Source organism: Streptosporangium pseudovulgare (genome assembly GCF_014648055.1).
GTDB classification, from domain to species: domain Bacteria; phylum Actinomycetota; class Actinomycetes; order Streptosporangiales; family Streptosporangiaceae; genus Streptosporangium; species Streptosporangium pseudovulgare.
Window position 1 is genome coordinate 24,610 of record NZ_BMQJ01000020.1, and the last position, 19,527, is coordinate 44,136.

General features: G+C 73.0%; 16 protein-coding genes and 1 pseudogene. 8 read left to right on the forward strand and 9 right to left on the reverse strand.

Annotated elements, in window-relative coordinates; genetic code table 11:
- Positions 1 to 517: 517 nt before the first annotated feature.
- Positions 518 to 3,640 carry an AfsR/SARP family transcriptional regulator gene (locus tag IEZ10_RS31305; protein ID WP_189250124.1) on the reverse strand — a complete coding sequence of 1,041 codons (3,123 nt, stop codon included), beginning with the start codon at positions 3,638 to 3,640 and terminating at the stop codon, positions 518 to 520.
- A gap of 1,385 nt (positions 3,641 to 5,025) precedes the next feature.
- Between IEZ10_RS31305 and IEZ10_RS31310 the strand changes: the two genes are divergently transcribed.
- Positions 5,026 to 5,328 (forward strand): hypothetical protein, encoded by a 303-nt coding sequence (locus IEZ10_RS31310; RefSeq protein ID WP_189250125.1) that lies wholly within the window; start codon positions 5,026 to 5,028, stop codon positions 5,326 to 5,328.
- 271 nt (positions 5,329 to 5,599) lie between these two features.
- On the opposite strand, the gene IEZ10_RS31315 is transcribed toward IEZ10_RS31310, so the two are convergent.
- Positions 5,600 to 6,196 (reverse strand): dihydrofolate reductase family protein, encoded by a 597-nt coding sequence (locus IEZ10_RS31315; protein WP_189250126.1) that lies wholly within the window; start codon positions 6,194 to 6,196, stop codon positions 5,600 to 5,602.
- 242 nt (positions 6,197 to 6,438) lie between these two features.
- Here IEZ10_RS31315 and IEZ10_RS31320 point away from each other — a divergent pair, with 242 nt between their 5' ends.
- Positions 6,439 to 7,296 carry a DUF72 domain-containing protein gene (locus IEZ10_RS31320; protein ID WP_189250127.1) on the forward strand — a complete coding sequence of 286 codons (858 nt, stop codon included), beginning with the start codon at positions 6,439 to 6,441 and terminating at the stop codon, positions 7,294 to 7,296.
- A gap of 109 nt (positions 7,297 to 7,405) precedes the next feature.
- Positions 7,406 to 8,956: a serine/threonine-protein kinase gene (locus IEZ10_RS31325; protein WP_229811835.1), complete on the forward strand. Its 1,551-nt coding sequence runs from the start codon at positions 7,406 to 7,408 to the stop codon at positions 8,954 to 8,956.
- A gap of 130 nt (positions 8,957 to 9,086) precedes the next feature.
- On the opposite strand, the gene IEZ10_RS31330 is transcribed toward IEZ10_RS31325, so the two are convergent.
- Together IEZ10_RS31330 and IEZ10_RS31335 are read right to left on the reverse strand one after the other, a co-directional pair.
- Positions 9,087 to 9,743, reverse strand: a complete 657-nt coding sequence (locus IEZ10_RS31330; RefSeq protein WP_189250128.1) for a class I SAM-dependent DNA methyltransferase — start codon at positions 9,741 to 9,743, stop codon at positions 9,087 to 9,089.
- Positions 9,744 to 9,852: 109 nt separating this feature from the next.
- Positions 9,853 to 10,587, reverse strand: a complete 735-nt coding sequence (locus IEZ10_RS31335) for a DUF998 domain-containing protein (protein WP_189250129.1) — start codon at positions 10,585 to 10,587, stop codon at positions 9,853 to 9,855.
- Positions 10,588 to 10,911: 324 nt separating this feature from the next.
- On the opposite strand from IEZ10_RS31335, the gene IEZ10_RS31340 reads away from it, so the two are divergent.
- The 3 genes and pseudogenes from IEZ10_RS31340 (at position 10,912) to IEZ10_RS31350 (ending at position 14,095) form a co-directional block, all read left to right on the forward strand.
- Complete coding sequence (locus IEZ10_RS31340; protein ID WP_229811836.1) at positions 10,912 to 11,250, forward strand: YciI family protein; 339 nt, start codon at positions 10,912 to 10,914, stop codon at positions 11,248 to 11,250.
- Positions 11,251 to 11,510: 260 nt separating this feature from the next.
- Positions 11,511 to 12,734 (forward strand): annotated as a pseudogene (locus IEZ10_RS40490) (RNA polymerase sigma factor); the annotation flags it as partial.
- Between the two features lie 941 nt (positions 12,735 to 13,675).
- A complete protein-coding gene (locus IEZ10_RS31350; protein ID WP_189250130.1) occupies positions 13,676 to 14,095 on the forward strand; it encodes a hypothetical protein in 420 nt (139 codons plus the stop codon).
- On the opposite strand, the gene IEZ10_RS31355 is transcribed toward IEZ10_RS31350, so the two are convergent.
- On the reverse strand, positions 14,067 to 14,873 hold the full coding sequence (locus tag IEZ10_RS31355; RefSeq protein ID WP_189250131.1) for an MmyB family transcriptional regulator: 807 nt from the start codon (positions 14,871 to 14,873) through the stop codon (positions 14,067 to 14,069). The genes IEZ10_RS31350 and IEZ10_RS31355 overlap by 29 nt on opposite strands.
- Before the next feature lie 75 nt (positions 14,874 to 14,948).
- Between IEZ10_RS31355 and IEZ10_RS31360 the strand changes: the two genes are divergently transcribed.
- Positions 14,949 to 15,890: an LLM class flavin-dependent oxidoreductase gene (locus IEZ10_RS31360; RefSeq protein ID WP_189250132.1), complete on the forward strand. Its 942-nt coding sequence runs from the start codon at positions 14,949 to 14,951 to the stop codon at positions 15,888 to 15,890.
- A 221-nt stretch (positions 15,891 to 16,111) separates the two neighbouring features.
- Positions 16,112 to 16,489: a VOC family protein gene (locus IEZ10_RS31365; protein WP_229811838.1), complete on the forward strand. Its 378-nt coding sequence runs from the start codon at positions 16,112 to 16,114 to the stop codon at positions 16,487 to 16,489.
- Between the two features lie 223 nt (positions 16,490 to 16,712).
- Here IEZ10_RS31365 and IEZ10_RS31370 read toward each other — a convergent pair whose 3' ends face one another.
- The 4 genes from IEZ10_RS31370 to IEZ10_RS31385 all read right to left on the reverse strand — a co-directional run bounded on the left by IEZ10_RS31370 (position 16,713) and on the right by IEZ10_RS31385 (position 19,526).
- On the reverse strand, positions 16,713 to 17,381 hold the full coding sequence (locus tag IEZ10_RS31370) for a response regulator (protein ID WP_189250133.1): 669 nt from the start codon (positions 17,379 to 17,381) through the stop codon (positions 16,713 to 16,715).
- On the reverse strand, positions 17,372 to 17,521 hold the full coding sequence (locus tag IEZ10_RS31375) for a hypothetical protein (RefSeq protein WP_189250134.1): 150 nt from the start codon (positions 17,519 to 17,521) through the stop codon (positions 17,372 to 17,374). The genes IEZ10_RS31370 and IEZ10_RS31375 overlap by 10 nt, the downstream gene beginning before the upstream one ends.
- 26 nt (positions 17,522 to 17,547) lie before the next feature.
- A complete protein-coding gene (locus IEZ10_RS31380) occupies positions 17,548 to 18,720 on the reverse strand; it encodes a sensor histidine kinase (protein WP_229811839.1) in 1,173 nt (390 codons plus the stop codon).
- Between the two features lie 125 nt (positions 18,721 to 18,845).
- Positions 18,846 to 19,526, reverse strand: coding sequence for a hypothetical protein (locus tag IEZ10_RS31385; protein WP_229811840.1), 681 nt, complete (start codon positions 19,524 to 19,526; stop codon positions 18,846 to 18,848).
- Position 19,527 lies beyond the last annotated feature (1 nt).

The following is a 19,527-nucleotide window of genomic DNA, read 5'->3' on the forward strand; positions in this document are numbered from 1 at the left end:
GGGGAAATCGAGCGGATGCTGACAAAAGGTCAAGAGCATCGGCCGCCGCCGGCCGGTGATGCCATACCGGAACGCCGGTCGGCCATGGCGACTTTCGGCGTGCACGGTCATCGATCGTTCCGCGGTGGCAGCCGATCGCTCCTGCGTGATGGATCGCGTCCCGGGGACGCGCGCGACGATCGCGCGAGGTCACGCGTTCGTTCGCGGAGCCGTCCGGCTCACGCGTCGTACCCGGACACCGCGCCGGGATCGGCGTTTTCGTGGCGGACGGCCACTCGGGCGCCGATGACCCGATCGGCTCAGATGACGATGATGTAGATCATCTGGAATGGAGTGAACATCACTGCCTCCCCTCGCTTAACTGTGGTCACGTTGGTCACATGTTAACCATGCCGGGAAGCATCGTGCGGCATATCCAGAAAAATCCAATTATGTGAATTGGGTATGGATGACGCGGCCGAAGCCGGCCATTCCCGATCGCGCATGCCAGAGCCCCGCGGGTCCGAGAACACACCGGTCAGGAAGCGTTCACATCGAGACCGTGCAGCCGCGCCCGCAGGGCCGTCTGCTCGGGCACGTTCAGCCGTTCGAAGATCTCCAGAGCCTCGTTCCACAGCGGTTCGGCCGAATCATGGCCCTGGACGTGGAGCGTCGCGTCGCCGAGCCCTTCGAGGCAGCAGGCCCGCTCGTAGGGGTCGTCGAGGTCGCCGGCGAGCCGCAGCGCCGTACGGAGGGCATCGAGCGCCGCGCCGTAGTGGCCGGTGCCCCGATGGGCCGCGCCGACGCCTCGCAGGGCGCGCGACTCCTCGAAGGGGTCGGTGATCGCCTGCGCGATGCCGAGAGCCTTCTGGTGGTGGATGAGCCCCTCGGCGTACCGCTGGTCGCGTACGTAGGTGTAGCCGATGTTGTTCAGCACGTTCGCCGTGTTCCGGCGGTCCCCGGTGGCCTGGTAGATCTTCAGCGCCTCCCGGTAGAAGCGGAGCGCCTCGCCGTGCTCGCCGACGTGCTCGTAGGCGTTCCCGATGTTGTTGAGGACGACGCCCTCGCTCTGCGCCCATCCGATGTCCCGGATCGTGGTCAGGACGTCGTGGAACATCCGCAGGGCCCGCCGGCCGTCCCCGAGGCGTAACGCGATCTCACCGATGTTGTTCTCCACCTGCGCCTGGAGACGCCGGTCCCCGAGGCCGCGGTTGAGATCCATGACCTCTTCGAAGTCGGTGACGGCCTCCCGGTACCTGCCCGCCTGCCACAGCAGGATCCCCTTGTGCACGAGCGCCTGACACTCGCCGCGCAGGTCGCCGACGCTCCTGAATATGGTCAGGGCCTCCGTCGTGTGGGTGAGCGCCGCCTTGAAGCGTCCCGAGTACCAGCACACGCGCCCCTGCTGGTCGAGCGTCTCCGCCTCACCGAGGCGGTCGCCGATGGAGCGGTGGATCGCCAGGGCCTCCTGGCAGTAGCCGAGGGCGAGCTCGAAGTGACCGGTGTGACCGCGCAGCAGGCTGAGCTCCAGCAGCGCTTCGGCCTCGCCCGCCCGATCGCCCATGTCGCGGCAGGCGGCCAGAGCCTTCTCGTGGGTCGCCACGGCGTCGTCCCAGTGCCCGAAACGTTCGAGGAAGGCCGCGAGCGCCTGCGGGAGCCGCCGGGCATGGGGGCGCCATCGGTGGTCGGCCGCGTACTGCGCGCTCGCGACGAGGTTGACGCGTTCGGCCTTCAGCCACTCCTGCGCCTCGGCGACGGTCCGCAGCGGCGGCGGGTTCTCGGGTACGTGGACGATCTCGGTCCGGCCCCGGCGGCGGTTCGGGCTCAGGGCGCGGTCCGCCCTGTCCGCCAGGTGGAGGTAGTGGTCGAGGAGCCGGTGCACGGCCTGGCGGGCCTCGTCCTCGGACTCCTCGGAGAAGGCCCGTTCGGCGGCGAACTTCCACAGCAGGCCGTGCAGCCGCACCCTGCCGGCCACCGCCTCCTCGACCAGATGATGGTCGAGGAGGTCTTCGAGCAGGCGCTCGCCCACGGACAGGTCACAGCCGATGAGGGCGGAGGCCGAATGCACGGTGAGATCGATCCCGGGGTGCAGGCCGAGCCGGCGGAACGCCCGGCGCATCTCGTCGGTCAGCCCGCGGTAGGACAGCTCGAAGGCCGCGGCGATGTCCCGGTCTCCCGCCCTGATGTCGGACAGCCGGAGCCTCGCTCCCGAGAGCCGGGTGACGAGGTCGGCGACGCCGCGAGCCGGCCGGTGGCGGAGCTGGCTCGCCACCAGCTGGATGGCCAGGGGCAGGTGACCGCAGAGCCGTACGACCGTTTCGACGTCATCCGGCGCCATGGGCCGGTCGTCTCCGACGACCCTGCGGAACAGGGCCGCGGCGTCCCGCGTCGGAAGGACGTCCAGGGACAGCGAGTCGACGCCTTCGAGCCCGGTCAGCCTGCGGCGGCTGCTGACCAGCACCAGGCAGCCCGGCGCGCCCGGCAGAAAGGGGCGGATCTGGTCCTGGTCCGCCGCGTCGTCCAGCACGATGATCGCTCTGCGGTCGGCCAGCTCGCTCCGCCACAGCGCCGCTCTGTCGTCGAGGGAGGCCGGTATCCGGTTGCGCGACACGCCCAGGCGCCGGAGGAGGACCGCGAGACCCTCCCGGGGGTCGAGGGGGTCCTGGTTCGGGTCGTGGGCGCGCAGCCGCAGGAAGAGCTGCCCGTCCGGATAGCGCGGCGCCAGCCGGTGCGCGAGGCGGACGGTCAGGACGGTCTTCCCCACCCCGGGCATGCCGTCGATCACCTCGACCGGGGCCACGTCGCCGAGCGACTCCTCGCCGAGGGCGCCGAGCAGCCGCTCCATCTCCGCGTCCCGCCCGGTGAAGTTCGAGATCCCCCGGGGCAGGTCGTTCGGAGCCGTCTGATCGACGATCCTCTGACGGCCCGGCGGCCCCGCGATCTCCGGATCACCGCGCAGGACGCGCTGGTGCGCGTCCCGCAGGGCCGGTCCGGGCTCCATCGCCAGTTCGGTGTTCAGGCGGCGGCGAGCCTGATGGTACGTCTCCAGGGCGTCCGCCTGGCGGCCGCAACGATAGAGGGCCACCATCAGGTACCTGATGAACTCCTCGTCGAGGGGATGCTGCGCGACGAGCCCGTACAGTTCCGCGACGAGGTCCGCGTGCTGTCCCAGATCGAGTTGCACGGCGACGCGTCTCTGCGTCGCCGTCCGGCGCTCGCTCTCCAGGGCGGTGCGGATCTCTCTCGCCCAGTCGCTGTCCATTCCGGCCAGTGCTTCGCCACGCCAGAGCGCGTCGGCTTCGCGGAGCAGCCGCAGGGCGTGCTCCGGGTCGCCGCTCTCGGCGATGGCCTGTGCCTGGTCGCACAGCCGCCGGAACCGGTGCAGGTCGACGCGGTCGGGATCGACTTCCAGGGTGTAGGCTCCCGAGCCCGAGAACAACCGGGCCGTCCCGTCCCTGAGCGCGGCCAGCCGGCCGCGGAGCCGCGCGATGTAGGCGTAGAGGCTGTCACGGGGTTTGGGCGGCGGGTTCGCCCCCCAGAGCCGGTCGATCAGGGCTTCGGCCGGCAGCGGGCGTCCCGCCGTCAACAACAGCATCGCCAGCACCTGGCGTTCCTTGGCCGAGCCAAGCCCGAGGTGCAGGCCGTCGGCCGACAGCTCCACAGGACCGAGAATACGGAACTCCACCCCGAGCCCTTCCGGGTTGGGTTTTTTCTTCAATATCGAATTATTTCACTCGGAGCTCCGGAAATCCAGGAGGAAGAAAAGTGGTCCTGTGGCCATCGGGACCGGAAGGGACGGAAACAGGTGGCCGTATGGACCGGAAACGGGCTCGCCGAAAACCGTCGGCACCGGAAAGGGCCTGTCGAAATCCCACCGGCACCGGAGCGAGCCCGCCGGAACCCGCCGGTCTCGCGGCGATCAGGCCGCCGGAGCCTCCGGGGCGGCCTGTGTGCCGGGCATGCACGGGCCGTAGTGCCCTCTGCCGCACATCGAGCAAATGATCTTAAGCATTGGCATCTCCTCGGGGCATGTCGAATCAGCCGCGGCGCTCCTGGGGACACGTCCTCGTCCCGGGAGTCCGCCGCGTCAGCCTTGCCGGACGGCCGTCGGAATCTCGTGCTCGACGGCTTCTCCCGCTCTCTCCGCGCCCTGTGTGCCGCCGGTCGCGCTCCCGGATGCCGACGGCGCTCCACGTGGAGCGGGACCGCACCGCCGGGAGCGGCCGGTGCCGTGGGTCCGCCGTACGGCTTCGGTGGCGAGCTTGAGACCTCGGAGAGACGTTCTCTCTAGTACCTCAAGCCCCAGTACACCAGAACGACCTCACCCGTGACTCACGTTTTCCTAACCTTTGCGGATATGCCAGTAAATATCTTATATGTTCTATATTTGATATAATATGGATGATTGTCGGGATTGGTGATGCATGAAGATCACCAAAATCGAGAGAGGTGCGGCGGGGCCGTGATTTCGGTCCGGAGATAAGTTCGAGGCCGCACCAGGTCAGACGGTGGATCGCCATTTCGGTCCTGAGAATATGCGCGGGTTCGCGCCGGGCCGCGCTGGACCGGGCCGGGCCGGACGGGGCCGAACTGGGCCGGACTGGGCCGGGCGGCGGGTCGCCGTCTGCCGGATCCTCTGTGGGCCGGGCGCGCCGAACGCGGGCCGGGCTCAGGCCGGGCGCGGGCCGAATGCGGGCCGGGCGCACCGAATCGCCCCGTGGTCGCGGCCTCCCGGACGGATCACCGAACCCGGCGCGTGGATCCCGTCGCCATCGGCATCGCCATCGGCATCGCCATCGGCATCGGCATCGGCATCGGCATCGGCATCGGCATCGGCCGCCATGGCCGCCGGAGGTAGCCTGACTCCGGGGCGTACGTCGCGTCGGTCTCGCCGTCGCCCCTACCGGCTCGGCCGTCCCCGCGCTCGGCGCGTCGCGGGGAAGCATGCGGTTCCGGCGCGTCACGTGCGACATCGGAGGTGGTCACGGTGCATCCGGTCTTGTGACAGCCCCATCCCGGGGTGTCACGGAGCCGAAAGGTGACCGTATGAGCAAGACCGACAAGACCCGGCCCTGGTGGGTGCGGATGGCCGACGCACCGATGGTGACCTGCCTCCCCGTACACGACCACCGGTTCGGGCACTGCACGCTGCCGGACGAGATCACCGCCGACAGCGCGTCCCTGGGCCGCCGCATGACCGGTTGCCACTGGGGCGGCCCGGCCCACTACGTGTTCGGCAACCTCACCAGGGGCGGCAACCGGGAGTGGTACCACCTCCGGCGCGAGGATCGCCGCCGGAGCCGTCACCGGGCCCGCCGCGAGCTGCGCGGCTACCGCGGCGAGGACTGAGAGAAGGCCGGCTCTCGGCTCCGGCGCCACCACGGGACACGGCGGGGCCGGGTGATCACCGGGCCGGCGTCGCCGGATGAGTCTCCGGGGCGGTGACAAGGGCATGGAGCCGGGGCCCGGGCCCACGCGGCCGGGGTCCGGGGCATGAAGCCGGGATCCAGGGTCATGCGGCCGGGGTCCGGGCCGGGTGCGGTCGTCCCCGGCCCGGCCCGGACCTCCCGCGGGCGGCACTGCGAGCGCTGCGGGCGCGGCAGACGCCGCCCGGTGCGGTCTACTTCCCGGTGACCGCCCGGTAGACGCACACGTTCGCGCCGGCGCCGCCGGTGGTCGTGGAGACCAGCTCGAACGTGCGCAGCGCGCCGTCGTCCGGGAAGATCTTCTTGCCACCGCCGAGGAGAACCGGCATGACCACGAGCCGGAGCTCGTCGACCAGGCCCTCGCGCAGGAGGGCGCGCACGAGCGTGGGGCTGCCCATGACGACCACGTCGCCGCCCTCGGTCTCGCGCAGCTTCCGGATGTGGGCGACCGCCTCGCCGCCGGGGATGAGCGCGGTGTTGTTCCACGTCAGGTCGTTCTCGCCCAGCGTGTCGGAGACGACGTACTTCCGGATGGAGTTCATCCGGTCGGCGAACGGGTCGCCGGCCTGTCCGGGCCACGCCGCGGCCATCGTCTGCCAGGTGCGGCGTCCGAACAGCAGCGCCTCGGCGTTGCTCAGCGCGTCGTCGAAGGAGCCGCCCACGACCTCCGGGTCGAAGAACTGGTGCGACCAGCCGCCGTGGGCGAAGCCGCCGTCGGTGTCCTCGTCGACCCCGCCCGGTGCCTGCACGACGCCGTCGAGGCTGATGAACTCGCTGACCAGGATGCGCATGGGAGGTGCTCCTTCGGGTTGTGTCGTCGGGGTGGCCGGTCCGTCCGCCGGGCGGGCGGCTCCGCGGTCGTTCCGGTCGCGAAGCCGCCTGTCCGGCGGGTCCGGCGGAACCCCGCCGGCCGGTCTCCCCGGCCGCGGCGTTCCGTGTGATCAGAGACTATGCCCCGACAACTTTTTTTGTCAAGGATGAAATGCTTGTCGGTGGTTTCGGGTGCGGGAGACGGGTTGGATAGCGTCGGGGCATGCGGCTTCATGTGGGATGCGCGATGTGGACCCACGCCCCGTGGCAGGGGCGCTTCCTGCCCCACCCACTCCCGCCCGGGGAGCGCCTGCGGGCCTACGCGACCTGGTGCGACGCGGTGGAGGGCAACACGACGTTCTACGCGACCCCGGCGCGGAGCACGGTGGAGTCGTGGGCGCGGCAGACCTCGCCGGACTTCCGCTTCGTGGCCAAGCTGCCCAAGTCGATCACGCACGAGCGCCGCCTCACCGGTCCCGGCGCCGACGAGGAGCTTGGAGTGTTCCTGGAGGCGATCGAGCCGCTCGGGCCGCGGGCCGAGACCCTCTGGGTCCAGCTTCCCGGATCGTTCGCCCCGGCCGACCTCGGCGTCCTGGCGGGTTTCCTCCGCGCGCTTCCCCGCTCGCACAGGTACGCCGTCGAGGTCCGGCACCGCGCGTTCTTCGAGGACGAGCGCGCCGGGCGGCTGCTCGAAGGGGTTCTCGGCGGCGTGGGCGCCGAGTGGGTCCCGTTCGACACGACCGTCCTCTTCCGGAGCCCTCCGACCAGTGACGCCGAGCGGGAGGCGTGGACGAGGAAGCCGCGCCTGCCGCGCCGGTCGGCCGCCCTCACCGACCGCCCGATCATCCGCTACCTCGGCCGGGACTCGGCCGAGCGCACGGTCGAGGGCTGGCGGCCATGGGTCGGCACGGTCGTCGAATGGCTGCGCGAAGGCCGCTCGCCGACCGTGTTCATCCACACGCCCGACAACGCCGACGCGCTGATGCTCGCCCGCCGTTTCCACGACGAGGTACGGGCCCACCTGCCCGAGGTCGAACCGCTCCCCGAACCCATGCCGTCGGAACCGCTGACCCTCTTCTGACCGCCGCGCCTCCCACGCCGCCCGTGTCCGTCTCGTTCGGTGGCTTCGGCGCGGTGACAGTGGTCATTTGCCCCTTCCGCCCGCTTGCGAGGGCTCTAGGCTGTCTGCCGTGACGTCCGGGCGGGTTGTGATCGACAACCGTTTCGAGCTGCTGGAGCGGCTGGGAAGCGGTGGCATGGGCACGGTGTGGCGCGCCCACGACCTCGCCCTCCACCGGGAGGTCGCCCTGAAGGAGGTCCGTCCGTCGGGCGCGGCGGAGGACGATCCGGGCAGGGCGCGGATGCTGAGCGAACGGGTGATGCGTGAGGCGCGGGCGCTGGCCCGGCTCAACCACCCCAACGTGGTGACCATCCACCACATCGTGGACGCGGGCGAGACGGCGTACCCGTGGATCGTCATGGAGCTGGTGCGCGGCCGTTCGCTGCAGGACCGTCTGGCGGAGGGCCCGCTGGCGCCGGCGGAGGCGGCGCGCCTGGGGAGAGGCGTCCTGGCCGCTCTGTGGACCGCTCACGCGGCGGGCATCTGCCACCGCGACGTGAAACCGGCGAACGTCCTGCTGCGCGACGACGGCAGTCCGGTGCTCACGGACTTCGGCATCGCGGCGCTGCACGACGCGCCCAGCCTCACGGCCAGCGGTCAGCTGGTCGGCTCACCCGAGTACATCGCGCCGGAACGGCTGCGCGGCAGGGAGGGCGACCCCGCCTCGGACCTGTGGTCGCTGGGCATGCTGCTGTACGTGGCGGTGGAGGGGTATCACCCCATGCGCCGCGAGACCACCATGGCCACGCTCGCGGCCGTGCTGAACGGCCACGTCCCGCCTCCGCGCCGGGCCGGCCCGCTGGCGCCCGTCCTGGCGGCCCTGCTGGCGCAGGACCCCGCCGCCCGCCCGCCCGCCGCGGAACTCGACCGGATGCTGGGCTGGGCGGCCGACCCGGCCTCGAACACGCACCCCGGACTTCCGGTGTCGCGCGGCGGCCCACGTCGGCTCCGTGCCGTGACGGTCGCCGGGGCCGTCGCGCTCAGCGTGGTCCTCACCGCCGTGGTCCTCCTCAACGTTCCGGGCGGGTTCGGAGACGGGGCGGTCCCGGAGGCGTCACAGCCCACCGGCGGCTCCGCGCGCACCCCGGTCACCGCCGACGCGAAGCGGGCCGGAAAGAGCGCCGCCCCCGAGCCGGAGGAGAGCACCGGTTCCGAGCCGGAGGAGAAAACCGGCTCCGGAACGCTGCTGGACCCGAGCCGGGTCAGGGAGGCGATCAAGGTGCTGAGGGAGGCGACGGGCGGCACCGACTTCGTGGGATTCGTCGTGTACGACGAGTACGTGGTGGCCCAGGCCCTCCTCCCCGGCGACAAGAAGCTCTACGACATGTACACCTACCGGGACGGTCAGGTGAACCGGACCAGGGGAAGCACCGTCACGCCGCTCCAGAAGCGGGTGAAGCCGGAGTCGTTCAACTGGGAGGCGCTTCCGGCGCTGCTGCGCACGGCGGACCGGAAGCTCGGCATCCCCCGTCCGACCGGCCACTACGTGATAGCGGAGGGCGGCTGGGTCTTCGCGGGGGGCCAACCGGTCCTCCTCGTCTACGTATCCGACGGCTACGGCGCCGCCTATCTGACGGCGAGCGTGAAGGGCAGGGTGCTGCGGACGATGCCGCGGGACTGACCGGGGGGCACCGGCCGGGGGCACGGCACGGGCCGGGCCCCACCGCCTGGGGTCCGGCCCGTGGAGACGTCGTCCCCGGGCTCTGTTCCGTGGACGACCGCGGCGGGCGGGATCGTCCACGGAACAGCGCCTAGCCGAGCGCGGCCGGTTTGCGGGCCAGCACGAACGCCTGCGGGAACCCCCGCTTCTCGTCCTCGTCCGGCGAGATCACCATGCGGGCCACCTCGGTGAGCCCGGCCTCGCGGAGCAGGCGGGCGACGTGGTCGGGCGACCAGCGGTAGGCGAGCGCCACGGTGTGGTCGAACGCCTCCGGTGCCGCCGAGGGGTCCTCGTGGGCCTGGAAGGCGACCAGCAGGTGGCCGCCCGGGGCCAGCACCCGGGAGAACTCGGCGAACACCTCCGGAACCCGCTCCGGCGGGGTGTGGATGATCGAGTAGTTGGAGAGGACGCCGCCGAGCGCTTCGTCCGGCAGGTCGAGGGCGAACATCGAGCCCTCCTCGAACCGCAACTCCGGATGGGTACGGCGGGCCAGGGCGACCATCTCCGCGGACAGGTCGACGCCGAAGGCGTCCAGCCCGAGGGCGCTCAGGTGGGCCGTCACGTGGCCCGGGCCGCAGCCGAGGTCGGCGACCCGCCCACCGGTGGCCCGGACCAGCTCGGCGAACGGGGTGATCATCGCGCGGACCAGCGGTGTGCTCGCGAACTTCGGGCTGATGAGCTCGGCGTAGGTGTCGGCGACCGCGTCGTAGGCGGTACGGGTGGTGCTCAGGAAGTCCGGTTCGATCATGGCCGGTCATCGTAACCCACCCGTCGGCGCGGGCCGGCCGTACCGGGGCCGGGGCCCGGGGCGTCCCGGATCCCGGCCCCGGTACGGCCGGTGGTCCCGCGGTTCCGCTTCAGGAGGCCCGCCGGAGCGCGGCCAGCCGGTCCGCCGCGGCCACGCCGGCCCACGCCATCGCGACCAGCACGCCGACGCACAGGGTGAGGGAACCGGCGCGCCCGCCCGACATCGCCCAGCCGTTGCCGAGGAGGAGGGCGGCGCCGCTGACCCGCGAGGCCACGGCGAAACCGGTACGGCCGGCGCGGGAGAAATGGCGGCCCAGCACGAAGCAGGCGGCGATGAGCGCGGTGAACGCGACGGATCCGGCGGCCATGTGCGCCATGGCGTGCCAGCTCATGGCCGTCGGCCGGCCCAGCGGGGTGCCGGCAGGGAAGCCGTCGCCCGGGTCCATGACGAACACCCCGGCGACGGCCAGCATGACGCCGTTGACCAGGAGCAGCCGGGGCGCCCAGGTCCCGCCGGGCGTGCCGCGTATGACACGGCGGAGCCCGGTCGCCCCGGCGATCGTCAGCGCGCCGGAGACCAGGAAGTTCGCGATCTGGATCCAGCCGAGGTCACCGGTGCTGAGCATGCTCAGCGGGTGGCGGAGCAGGTCGAAGCCCTCGCGGGTGAAGACCTGGGCCAGCGACACGAACCCGAAGACGGGCGTGGCCGCCACCAGGCAGGCGAGCAGGAGACGCGTGGCCGGGGCGGCGGCGCCGGGCCGGGCGGCGGCCTCGGACCGCCCGGAGGTGCCGGCGCGGGTGGTGCGGCGGGCGGAGACGGCGGGGGCGGGCTGGACGGTGGTCATGGTTGCTTTTCCTCTCCTGCGGCGGGTTCTCCGCCGGGGTGTTCGAACGGCCGGCTTCCGTCCGGCCTCGCTGACGCGTCGAACGGGGCGGGACGGATTCGACACCGCCGCGCCGCCACGCGTCTGGACCGTTCTGACCTGCGGCGTCATGCGTTCCCTGTCACATCGCGTTCCCTGTCACATCGCGCGATCTCCCAGGTCGGACACCGGATGTCGATATCCGCCCGCCTCGTTCGACGCGTAGCCGGAGACCGGAGAGAATCGGTCACTCCGGCGGAGTCCGGTACAAAAGCTGGGAATGACAGCCCGGCGAACGAGGGAGATATGACGATGCGGTTCCTGATGACCACCAAGGGCATCGACGCTGCTCCTCCGACCCCGGAGGTCATGGCCGAGATGGCGGCGTTCGTCGAGGAGATGACCCGCGCGGGAGTGCTGCTGGCCACCGGGGGCCTGGACCCGGCCGGCATCCACGTCTCGGCGTCCGAGGGGAAGATCACCGTCACCGACGGCCCGTTCACCGAGGCCAAGGAGGCGATCGTGAGCTTCGCGCTCATCGAGACGCGCTCCGAGGAGGAGGCCGTCGAGATGTCCCGTCGCTTCTGGAAGATCATCGGTAACGGTGAGGGTCACATCCAGCAGGTCTTCGGCCCGCAGGGCTGATCCCACGCTTGCGCGCCGGGCCGGGCGCCGCCGATGACCGGGCACGTGGCGTCCGAAACGGAAACGGGAACGGAGATGGACGCGTGACGTCCGGGCACGAAGACGGGAACGGGGACGGACGCGTGACGTCCGGGCACGGAGACGGGCAGGTGACGTCCGGGAACGGGAGCGGAAGCGAGGCCGGGGGCGGAAACGGAAGCGAGGCCGGGAACGGAGGCCGGGCCGGGGACGCCCGCGGCGCGGTCGGCGCGGTCTGGAGGATGGAGTCGGCGAGGATCATCGCCGGGCTCGTCCGGATGGTGGGCGACGTGGGGCTGGCCGAGGAGCTCGCCCAGGACGCGCTCCTCGCCGCCCTCGAACAGTGGCCCCAGGCGGGCGTGCCGGACAACCCGGGCGCCTGGCTCATGGCCGTCTCCAAGCGCCGAGCCGTCGACCACCTGCGGCGCGGCGAGCGGCACGAACGCGGGAACGAACGGCTCGCCCACGACCTCGCCACCCGGCCGGACACCGGCGAGGCCGGCGTCGACGAGGCCCTGGGCGTCCTCGACGGCGAGGTGGGCGACGACGTCCTGCGCCTGATGTTCGTCTCCTGCCACCCGGCGCTGTCCACCGAGTCCCGGGTGGCCCTGACGCTGAAGCTGATCGGCGGCCTGCGCACCGAGGAGATCGCCCGCGCGTTCCTCGTCTCCGAGGCGACCGTCGCGCAACGCGTCGTCCGCGCCAAGCGCACCCTCGCCGACCTCCGGGTCCCCTTCGAGGTCCCGGAGGGCCCGGACCGGGCGGCGCGCCTGTCGTCCGTACTGGAGGTCGTCTACCTCGTCTTCAACGAGGGGTACGCGGCGACCGCGGGCGAGGACTGGACGCGCCGGGACCTCTGCCACGAGGCGCTGCGCCTGGGCCGCCTGCTGGCCGGGCTCGCGCCGTGCGAGGCCGAGGTGCACGGCCTGGTCGCGTTGATGGAGCTCCAGGCGTCCCGGCTGGCCGCCCGGAACGACCCGTCGGGCCGGCCCCTCGCGCTGCACGAGCAGAACCGCGGGCGCTGGGACCGGCTCCTCATCCACCGCGGCTTCGAGGCCCTGCTGCGTGCCAGGGAGTGCGGCGGCCCCCTGGGACCGTACGTGCTCCAGGCCGCCATCGCCGCCTGCCACGCGCAGGCGGCCACGGCGGAGGAGACCGACTGGAAGCGGATCGCCGACCTGTACGAGGTGCTGACCCGGGTGCTGCCCACACCCGTCGTACGGCTCAACCGCGCGGTCGCGCTGGCCATGGCGTACGGTCCCGAGGCGGGCCTGGCCGCCGCCGACGCGCTGGCCGGCGAGCCGGCGCTCGGCGGCTACCACCGCCTGCCCAGCGTGCGCGGCGACCTGCTGGCCAGGCTCGGCCGCCACGAGGAGGCCCGGCGCGAGTTCGAACGCGCCGCCGCGCTCACCCGTAACGTGCCGGAACGCACGGTCCTCCTGGAACGCGCCGCGGCCTGCGCCGACGCGGCGGCGGCCGTGCGGGCGGCCCCGGGCGGGTCCGTCACCCTGGGCGAGGCGGCGGACGACTTCCTCGCTCGCGAGGACCTGGACGCCGCGACCGTCCGCTCCTACGGCCAGACCATGGGCCGCCTGCGCCGCGAGATCGGTGACGACGTCCCGCTGGCGGACGTCAGCGCCGGGCGGGTGGCCCGGGTCTTCGCCGAGGCATGGGGGAGCGCCGCGCCGGCGACGTGGAACCGGCACCGCGGCGCGGTCCGCTCCTTCTCCGCCTGGGCGGCGGCCCAGGGCCGGCCGACCGGTGGGCCGGACGGTGACCTGGCCGCCGGGCTCGGCCGCCGGTACGAGCCCCGGGGACGGACCCGCCCGATCGACCGGTCTCGCGTCGAGGCGCTGGGGGAGCGACCGGACATCGCGCTGCGCGAGCGCGTCCTGTGGCTGCTGCTGCACGAGAGCGCGGCGGGCGTCGGCCCGGTGCTCGCGCTCAACGTCGAGAACCTCGACCTGGCCGGAAGACGCGCCCGGACGGCCGGCGGGTCCGGGTGGATCCGCTGGGGGGACGGCGCCGCCGAACTGCTCCCCGGGCTCGTCGCGGGCCGCCGCCGCGGCCCGCTGTTCCTGTCCGAGCGCAGACCGGGGCCGGGCCGCCCCCCGGCGCCCGGCGACCTGTGCCCCGAGACCGGCCGCCGCAGACTCTCCTACGAACGCGCCGAGTACCTGTTCAAGCAGGCCACCGGCCACACCCTCGGCCGGCTCCGCGCCAGGTAGCGGCGGCGCCGTACCGTCTCGGGCGCCGCCCGTCCGAACAGGTCACCGCCCGTGCTTCCGGCGGGCTCCGCCACGCCGTACCGGCTGCTCATTCCCCGCGGGGAATTGCCGGTCGGCGGCCCCGGCCGCAGGGTGGGACCGGAACACGGGAACACCGACACACCAGCCGAGGAGGAACGGTGACCGACATCCGCGTCCGGGAGCTGACCGAACGCTACGTCGCCCTCTGGAACGAACCGGACGGCGGGCTGCGCCGCAAGACGATCGAGGAGCTGTGGGCCGAGGACGGCGTTCACGTCCTGCACCCGTCCGAGGAGATCCGGGAGGCCGCCGCGAAACTGGGCTTCGACCATTCGACGCTCCGGGCCCGCGGGTACGACGAGATCGACGTCCGGGTGAGCCGCGCCCACGAGGAGTTCGTCGCCCCGGGCGAGTTCGTCTTCCGGCAGGGAGGTGAGCCCGTCCGCCTGGACGACGTCGTCAAGCTGACCTGGGAGATGGCGCCCGCGGGTGGCGGCGAGGCACTGGGCGGCGGTCTGGAGATCCTCGTCCTCGACGGTGAGGGCCGCATCACCGCCGACTACCAGTTCCCCGGGTGACGGCCGGCCGGTGAGCCGTCCCGGGGCCGTCCCCATGGTCCGCCGCCCGGGAGCCACCGGCCAGCACCGCCGCGGTGGCCGCGTCGGCGGGCAGGAACGCCTCCAGCTTCAGCTCCGCCACGGTCACGTCGAGCGCGGTCGCGAACGTCGTGATCGTGGTCGTCAGCCGCAGCTCACCGTGCGCCGAGCGCAGCCGCACCGGTACGGCGAAGCCCACGTGGTCGTGCCCCGGCTCGGCGTGCGGCACGTAGCCGGACAGCTCCTCGCGCAGGTCACCCGGGGGAACGCGGTCGAGGATGTGCCGCGCCCACTGCGCCAGGTTCACGATGCGCGGCGCCAGCCCCTGCGGATGCAGGGAGAGGCGCAGCACGTTGACCGGCGGGCGCAGCAGGTGCCCGGCGACGCCCTCGGTGAGCAGGCCGAACGCGTCGTTGGCCAGCACCAGCTCGTGATCGGCGTCCACGACGACCGCGGGATAGGGGAGGTGGCCGGTCAGGATGTGCCCCAGCGCGGCGCGCACGTGCGTGAGGGCGGGGTCGTCGAGCGGGGTCCGCGGGTAGACGGGGGCGTATCCGGCCGCGGTCAGGAGCTCGTTGCGTTCCCTGAGCGGCAGCTCCATCGACTCGCCGAGCCGTACCACCATGGTCCGGCCCGGCCGGGAACGGCCGCTCTCCATGAAGCTGAGGTGGCGCTGTGTCGTGCCGGCGCGCAGGGCGAGGTCGAGCTGGCTGAGGTGCCGGCGCCGCCGGGCCGCGCGCAGCGTCTGGGGGAAGTCCACGCATCCAGTGTGCCGAGGCCGTCCATTCCCTCCGGGGAATTGCCGGCATTCCTCTCGGGGAGCACGATCCCCGCTGTGAACACGCGACTCGGGGTCCTGCTCCCCACCCAGCACAGCCAGTGGAAAGACGCCCGGCGGCTCCTCGACTTCGGGCTCCACGCCGAGCGGCTCGGATACGACTCGGTCTGGGCCAACGACACCCTGATCGGCGCGCGCGCCGAACCGCTGGCCACGCTGTCCGCGCTCGCCGCGGTGACCGAGCGCGTCACGCTCGGCACCGCGGCGCTGCTGCCCGCCCTCCGCAGGCCGGTCCTGGCCGCGCAGGAGCTCGCCACCGTCGACCATCTTTCGGGGGGCCGGCTGGTCGTCACCGTGGGTGCGGGCTTCCCTGGCCGGTCGGAGATCGAGTACGCCGCGTCGGAGGTGCCCTGGGAACGCCGCTTCGGCCGGTTGCACGACACGGTCGCCCTGTGGCGGGCGCTGTGGTCGGGCGAGCGGGCGTTCCACGGCGCGGTACTGCGCTTCGACGACCTGCCCGAACCCACCCCGTCCCACCGGCCCGGCGGCCCGCCGATCTGGCTGGGCGGGGCGAGCCCTTCGGCCCTGGAGCACGCCGGGCGGCGCTACGACGGCTGGCTGCCCTACCCGCCCGACCCCGACGGTTACCGCGCCGGCCTGGCCACGGTACGGCGCGCCGCCACGGAGGCGGGACGGCCCGCCGACGCGGTCACCCCGGCGCTGTTCGTCACGGTCCTGGTCACCGGCGACGTGGCGCGGGGCGAACGCGAGCTCGACGCCTACTGCCGGTCCATCTACGGCGTGCCGTACGAGGTGGCGCGGACGATCCAGGCGATGGTCGCGGGCCCGGCCGATCACGTGGCCGCCACGCTGGGCCGCTACCTGGAGGCGGGCGCGGAGCACCTGATCTGCCGCCTCGCCGCGTCGGACATGGACGCGCAGCTCGAACAGCTGGAACGGGTCGCCGAGATCGTCCGCCCGGTCCCGGCAGGACGATGACCGGTCGCGCCGACCCGGCCGGGGGCGGCCGGACGGGATGGAGCCGGGCCGGAACGGCCGGGCAGGACGCGGAGCCGTGTGACTCCAGGTGAGGAGGCGGCGGCCCCGGGTATGGCAACGGGGCACCGGACCGGCCGGGCGGCCCGCGCGGGCCGGTGGCCGGGCCCCGCCACGGATGCCGCGGGAGCCGGGACACAGGGAGCGGGACACAGGGAGGCCGGATGACGGAGACGCTGCGGATGACGCTGACGGCCACGGTGCTGGGCGCGCCTGACGCCCGGGAGCTGGCGGCCTTCTACCGGAGGCTGCTCGGGTGGGAGGTCCGGCAGGACTCGCCCGACTGGGTCTCACTCGCCGCGCCCGGCGGCGGCGCCGGGCTGTCCTTCCAGACCGAGAAGGACCACGTCCGGCCGATATGGCCCGCGGGGCCCGATGACCAGCAGATGATGATGCACCTGGACATCGAGGTGGACGACCTGGACATCGCCGGGGTGCACGCGGTCGCCGCGGGGGCGGCCCTCGCGACCTACCAGCCGCAGGACGACGTGCGGGTCTACCTCGACCCCGCCGGCCACCCGTTCTGCCTCTGGAAGCGGTAACGGGGACCGGCCGCCGCGGATCCGCTCTGGGAACCGGTGGTCGGGAACCGGTCCGGGCTCGGGGACCTTCCGGGGTCGCGCCGAGCCGCCGCGACCGTACGGCGGGGGTGGCCTACGCCGAGCCGCCGCGACCGTACGGCGGGGGTGGCCTACGCCGAGCCGCCGCGACCGTACGGCGGGGGTGGCCTACGCCGGGCCGCCGTGACCGTATGGCGAGGGTGGCCTACGCCGGGCCGCCGGGGACGGCGAGACCGGTCTCGTAGGCGACGATCACCGCCTGCACGCGGTCGCGCAGGCCCAGCTTGGTCAGCACGTTGCTGACGTGCGTCTTGACCGTGTGCTCGCTGACCACCATGGTCTCGGCGATCTCGGCGTTGGACAGCCCCCGTGCGATCAGCCGGAGCGTCTCCCGCTCCCGGGCGGTCAGCACGGCGAGCCGCTCGGCGGACGGCGCGGCGGGGCGCGGGGCCGTCCGGGAGACGAATTCGGTGATCAGCTTCCTGGTGACGGCCGGGGCGAGCAGCGAGTCCCCGGCCGCGACGACCCGGACCGCGTGCACGAGGTCGTCGCGGCGGACGTCCTTGAGCAGGAACCCGCTCGCACCCGCCCGCAGCGCGTCGTAGACGTAGTCGTCCAGGTCGAACGTGGTGAGCATCAGCACCTTGCAGTCGCTTTCCGCGCACACGACGCCGGCCGCCTCGATGCCGTCCATCACGGGCATCCGGATGTCGAGGAGGACCACGTCCGGCCGGTGCTCGCGGACGGCCGCGACGGCCGCGGCGCCGTCGCCGACCTCGGCGACGACCTCGATGTCCGGCTGGGCGCCGAGGATCATCCCGAACCCCGCGCGCACCAGCTCCTGGTCGTCGGCCACCACGACCCTCACCGCCATGCCGTCACTCCGTTCTCCCTGTTCTTCTCCGTCATGCCGTCGCCGGCCCGGTTCACGCCGGTCACGCCGCGGTCCGCCGGGTCCGCGCCGGTCATGCCGTCACCGGCCACGCCGCGGTCCGCCAGGTTCACGCCGGTCACGCCGCGGTCCGTCGGGTCCGCGCCGGTCATGCCGTCACCGGCCGGGCCGCCAGCGGCAGCCGCGCGGTCACCCGGAAACCGGGACCGTCCGTACGGGGCCCCGCGACGGCCGAACCGCCGCAGGACTCGGCGCGTTTGCGGACGCCGGCCAGGCCGTTCCCCCCGGAGGGGAACGACGACGCCGAGCCGCGGCCGTCATCGGTGACGTCGATCACGAGCACGTCGTCCTCCCAGCGGATCCGGACGTCGGCGCGGGTGGCGCCCGCGTGCTTGACGACGTTGGTGAGGGCCTCCTGGGCGATCCGGTAGGCGGCGACCTCGACGTCGGGGAGCAGGGGACCCGGCTCCCCCGAGGCGGAGCAGACCACCTCGATCCCGGTGCCGGAGACCTGCTCGGCCAGCTCGGCCAGGGCGGCGACGGTCGGCTGCGGAGTGCGCGGCCCCGCCTCCTCCTTGAGCACGTTCAGCGTCCGGCGGAGCTGCACCATGGCGTCGCGCCCGGCGGCGGCGATCGCGTCGAAGACCGCCTCGGCGCGGGCCGGGTCGCTCCTGACCACGACCGGGCCGGCCTCGGCCTGCACGACCATGAGGCTGACCGCGTGGGCGAGGATGTCGTGCATGTCACGGGCGATCCGGGCCCGCTCGCGCTCGGCGGCCCGTTCGGCCTCGACCACGCGCTCGTGCTCCAGCCGTACGGCCCGCTCCTCCAGGACGGCGGCATACGCGCGGGAGGCGGCGGAGGCGCGGCCGATCGCGTAGGCGGCGACGAACAGCACGACGCCGCGCAGCGCGGTCTCCGAGGAGCCGGCCAGCAGCAGGCCCCCGACGATCGTGGCGAGGAGTACGGCGACGCGCGGCCACCGGGGGGAGTGGACGGCGACCGTGTAGGTCGCGATCAGCCCGCCGTACCAGATGGGCTGGGCGGCCACGTCGTCCGAGAGGTCGTAGAGGGCGGTCGCCATGAGGCTGGCCAGCAGGGTGGCGATGGGCGCGCGGCGCCGCCACACCAGCGGCACGGTGGCGGCCACCACGACCGCGTACCCCCACCAGCTCCATGGCCCGTCCCGCGGTTCGTCCGGGGAGAGGAGCGGCCACAGCTGCACGACCAGCACCGCCACGGCGAGCGCCGCGTCCACCCACAGAGGCGGCAGCGACCTCAGGCGGTCACGGACAGGACCGAGGTGGGACAGAACTGGCACAGCACCCAATCCTGCCGTCTCCCACCGGATCTCGGGCACGCCGGTCGGCCGGAGGCGTCGCGGAGACCCCTTCGCGAGCGGGGACTCCTTCATGCGCGGGGTGCCATCCGCGTGCGGGGCGTCCTTCACGGGAGGGCGTGGGCGGCGCGGACGGGACGGGCGGCCTGCCGGGAGAGGGGGAGGAAGGACACGAGCAGGCAGATCGCGCCGAGGGGGATGAAGTCCTTGCTGACGAACGGGAAGGCGAGGTCGAGCAGGACGAGCAGCGGCGTCCAGGCCTTGACGCGGCCGAGGACGGCGAGCTGGGCGACGAGCGCGAGCTGGCCGATGTAGAAGAGGAACGGCCCGCCGTCGTAGACCGCCAGGGAGACACCCGGAACCGCCTTGACCTGCTCGAACAGGGGGCTCATGGCGGCGTGGTCGGCGGACATGAAGCCGACCGCGATGTCGATGGCGAACTGCGCGACAAGGGCGAGGGCGCCGGCCGTACCGACCACCGCGCTCGTCGTGGCCAGGGCGTTCCCGCCCGCCATCCGCCGCATCCGCCAGTAGATCGGGATGAACAACGCGAGGGCCGCGATGAAGGCGAGGTGCCCGGAGGTCCAGGCGAGGCCGGGGCCGCGGCTGCCGTCGAGCCCGTCGAGGAGCCGGAGCACCCCGTAGGCGAAGACGAACAGCGGGGCGGCGACGAACGCGACCCGGAAGAAGGGGGAGGCGGGGGCGCCCGGGGCAGAGGTGACCGGGGCAGGGCCGCCGGTGACGGCAGGGGCGACGGGGGCGGTGGAAACAGGGGTGCGGGTTGTCATC

Bases quoted from the DNA above. Each gene is read 5' to 3' on its own strand.
- IEZ10_RS31340 (WP_229811836.1), top strand. From the start codon at position 10,912: ATGACGATGCGGTTCCTGATGACCACCAAGGGCATCGACGCTGCTCCT.
- IEZ10_RS31310 (WP_189250125.1), top strand. From the start codon at position 5,026: ATGAGCAAGACCGACAAGACCCGGCCCTGGTGGGTGCGGATGGCCGAC.
- IEZ10_RS31365 (WP_229811838.1), top strand. From the start codon at position 16,112: ATGACGGAGACGCTGCGGATGACGCTGACGGCCACGGTGCTGGGCGCG.
- IEZ10_RS31335 (WP_189250129.1), bottom strand. From the start codon at position 10,587: ATGACCACCGTCCAGCCCGCCCCCGCCGTCTCCGCCCGCCGCACCACC.
- IEZ10_RS31330 (WP_189250128.1), bottom strand. From the start codon at position 9,743: ATGATCGAACCGGACTTCCTGAGCACCACCCGTACCGCCTACGACGCG.
- IEZ10_RS31385 (WP_229811840.1), bottom strand. From the start codon at position 19,526: ATGACAACCCGCACCCCTGTTTCCACCGCCCCCGTCGCCCCTGCCGTC.
- IEZ10_RS31315 (WP_189250126.1), bottom strand. From the start codon at position 6,196: ATGCGCATCCTGGTCAGCGAGTTCATCAGCCTCGACGGCGTCGTGCAG.
- IEZ10_RS31370 (WP_189250133.1), bottom strand. From the start codon at position 17,381: ATGGCGGTGAGGGTCGTGGTGGCCGACGACCAGGAGCTGGTGCGCGCG.
- IEZ10_RS31320 (WP_189250127.1), top strand. From the start codon at position 6,439: ATGCGGCTTCATGTGGGATGCGCGATGTGGACCCACGCCCCGTGGCAG.